The organism is Clostridium sp., from assembly GCF_036569345.1.
GTDB lineage: Bacteria > Bacillota > Clostridia > Clostridiales > Clostridiaceae > Clostridium_AD.
Genome location: NZ_DATCQT010000195.1, coordinates 1 through 2567, shown reverse-complemented (window position 1 = coordinate 2567; position 2567 = coordinate 1). Strand labels below are relative to the sequence as shown.

At 30.8% G+C, this 2567-nt stretch carries 3 protein-coding genes and 1 pseudogene; 1 reads left to right on the top strand and 3 read right to left on the bottom strand.

Translation table 11 applies throughout. The features are described 5' to 3' along the window. Positions 1-351, top strand: a pseudogene (locus VIM70_RS20690) (SDR family NAD(P)-dependent oxidoreductase); the annotation flags it as partial. A 250-nt stretch (positions 352-601) separates the two neighbouring features. Here the strand turns inward: VIM70_RS20690 and splB are convergent. The 3 genes from splB to istB form a co-directional block, all read right to left on the bottom strand. Further along, entirely contained in the window at positions 602-1612 is a 1011-nt protein-coding gene (gene splB / locus VIM70_RS20685) for a spore photoproduct lyase (protein WP_331947680.1), read from the bottom strand. 175 nt (positions 1613-1787) lie between these two features. After that, complete coding sequence (locus VIM70_RS20680; RefSeq protein WP_331947679.1) at positions 1788-1970, bottom strand: hypothetical protein; 183 nt, start codon at positions 1968-1970, stop codon at positions 1788-1790. Further along, positions 1970-2567 (bottom strand): IS21-like element helper ATPase IstB (gene istB, locus VIM70_RS20675; protein ID WP_331947678.1); only part of this gene is annotated, 598 nt, incomplete at its 5' end. The genes istB and VIM70_RS20680, both read right to left, overlap by 1 nt.

Sequence of the window (2567 nt, the reverse complement as noted above, 5' to 3'; positions counted from 1 at the left end):
GCAAGAGATATTGGTGAAATTATTGGAAGAATAATTACAGAGGAAGGGCATAAAAATAAGGCATATACTATTACGGGTTTGGAGGCTATTACTTATTTTGAAGTTGCAGATACCATGACAAGAGTACTTGGAAGAAAAATCACATATTCAAATCCATCCCTGTTTAAATTTAGAAAAGACATGATTGAAAGAGGTATAAAAAAGGATTTTGCAACGGTAATGATGGTATTATATCTTACAACAAAATTAGGCATGGCAAACCATGTTACAAATACTGCTGAATTACTTTTGAAAAGAAAACCTAGAACAATAGAAGACTTTATAAAAGATCATCTTGATGTTTGGCAATAGGAAGAATTTTTTACAATACAACCATTAAACATAATAAACATTATCTTGAATGGCTTTTATTTTAGGGGGTATCATCAAACTGATCATCTTGAAAATAATAACACAAAGTATTAAAATATACTTATATAAATAATGCAAAATTGCTATACTTTCTAGCTCTAATTGTTCGTATTTATGTGATCTAAATCAACATTTTAATACCTATTTCAATTTTTAAATATTAATATAAGCAAATCAATATTTTAAGCGATTAAGTAAAATATTCTATTATTGCCTTTTCAAAATTGCTGTTAATCAGTTCTGAAATATATGTTTTTATGCTTTCACTCTCTACTTTCTTATAAACATACTTAAACTTTCCATATGGTCCCCATTTTAGTAACCTCTTGTCCTCATCCATATTAAGCTTTGTATTAATAAACCTATGAACTATAAGTTCTTTAGCAGCTTTTGTAAATCTATGTTGTATAAGTTCAAAACTTACTCCCCCATGATAATCTCCAAGCGCTATTTTTAATGTTTCAAAAAGTTCCTTATATTCCTCTTTCCAATTATCATATATCATAATTGGTGCAATTATAAACCCTATTGGGTATCCAGCAACAGCAATTTTTTTAACAGCGTCTATTCTATCATGAAAACTGGAAGTATTGTGTTCGAAGTTATCTATCACATAACGCGAGTTTAAGGTAAATCTAAACTTTGTGTGTCTATTATGGTTTAAATTTAAAAATGGCTCAATATCGTCGAATTTAGTTACAAGTCTCAATCTTCCATTAGAACTTGCTCCAAAAAACTCTATGCATCTTTTCAAATTTCCACTTAGGTGTTCAAGTGCAATAGGATCAGTTATACTTGAGCATTCAAAAGAAGTAATATTTGGCATGTTAGCATCTATATAAGTTTGTATATTTCCTAAGATTTCCTCAATATTTAAGAAAATTTTCATATAAGGTTTTTCACCTTGAGTAGTCTGAAGATAGCAATATTCACAATTAGCAGGACATGAACTTGATAAGGAAAATTGGTAATCTGCAGATGGTTTACAACTTACTAATTTTTTTTGACCATTAGTTGTAAAAAGAATTGTTTTTTTAGCCGTTGCATAGTTTTTTTCAGGAGATCCTGAATCTATTACAACTTTTTTAGAATTAACGATGGGCACCTTTAACTTTTCTAAGTACTCAATTGTTTTTTTTGATTCATTATATTTTAAAATTTTTGGATCTATATATGCTATATCTGGTATAAACAACTTCATTATCTTCACCTCTTGTGAATGTCAACGAATTTCTTTACCACTTGCTACTGAATTTGTTTACCAGTAGTGACAGTGAAAAAGTTTACCACTTTACTATTTTTGATACTGAAAAAGTTTACCACTTTATTCTTAATATGGGGAAACACCTGCACTGGTATTTCCCTGAATATGCTTATTAGAATGGAATTGGGCCATCCAAATCCGGAATTTCAATGAAGTTATCCTGACATACTTCTTTCAAGATTTCTATCTTCACTTTTAGATCCTTGATTTCACCTTGTGAGCATTCATATGAGCTTCGTAATTGGAAAAAGCATTCTTCTAAATTTTCTAGATATTCCTGTTCCTTTTCAGTCATTATACTGCACCTTCCTTTGAATGTTCTCTAGAGTGTTCACTTCGAAATGATTGACCATTCATATTCAATACATGTGATCGAAAGGTTAATCTATCAATTAGTGCAGCAACCATAGTTTCATTTTCAAATAATGTTGGCCACTCGGAGAATTTTAAATTTGTAGATACGATGACACTTCTTTTCTCTGCTCTATCGGCTATTACTTTGAAAAGTAGTTCGGATTGATGCCTATTAAAAGTGATGTAGGAGGCTTCATCGATAATCAGAAGATCTATCTTTTCTAGTTGTCGCTCAAGCTTCAGTATTCGTTTGTATTCCATCGCTTCTATGAGTTCATTAGAAAGATTTGCGGCTGTATAAAATTTTACATTCATACCTTGCATACATGCCTTAATTCCAAGAGCAATAGAACAATGAGTTTTACCTCGACCTGTGTTTCCTATCATAACTATGTTTTGTCGTTTGCTTACGAAATCACAGCTGGCTAAATCATGAAATGTAGCCTCAGATACATGTTCATAACGACTAAGATCCATTTCATCGAATGTTTTTATATATGGAAATTTAGCTGCATTGATTCTACGTTTTTGGCTACTT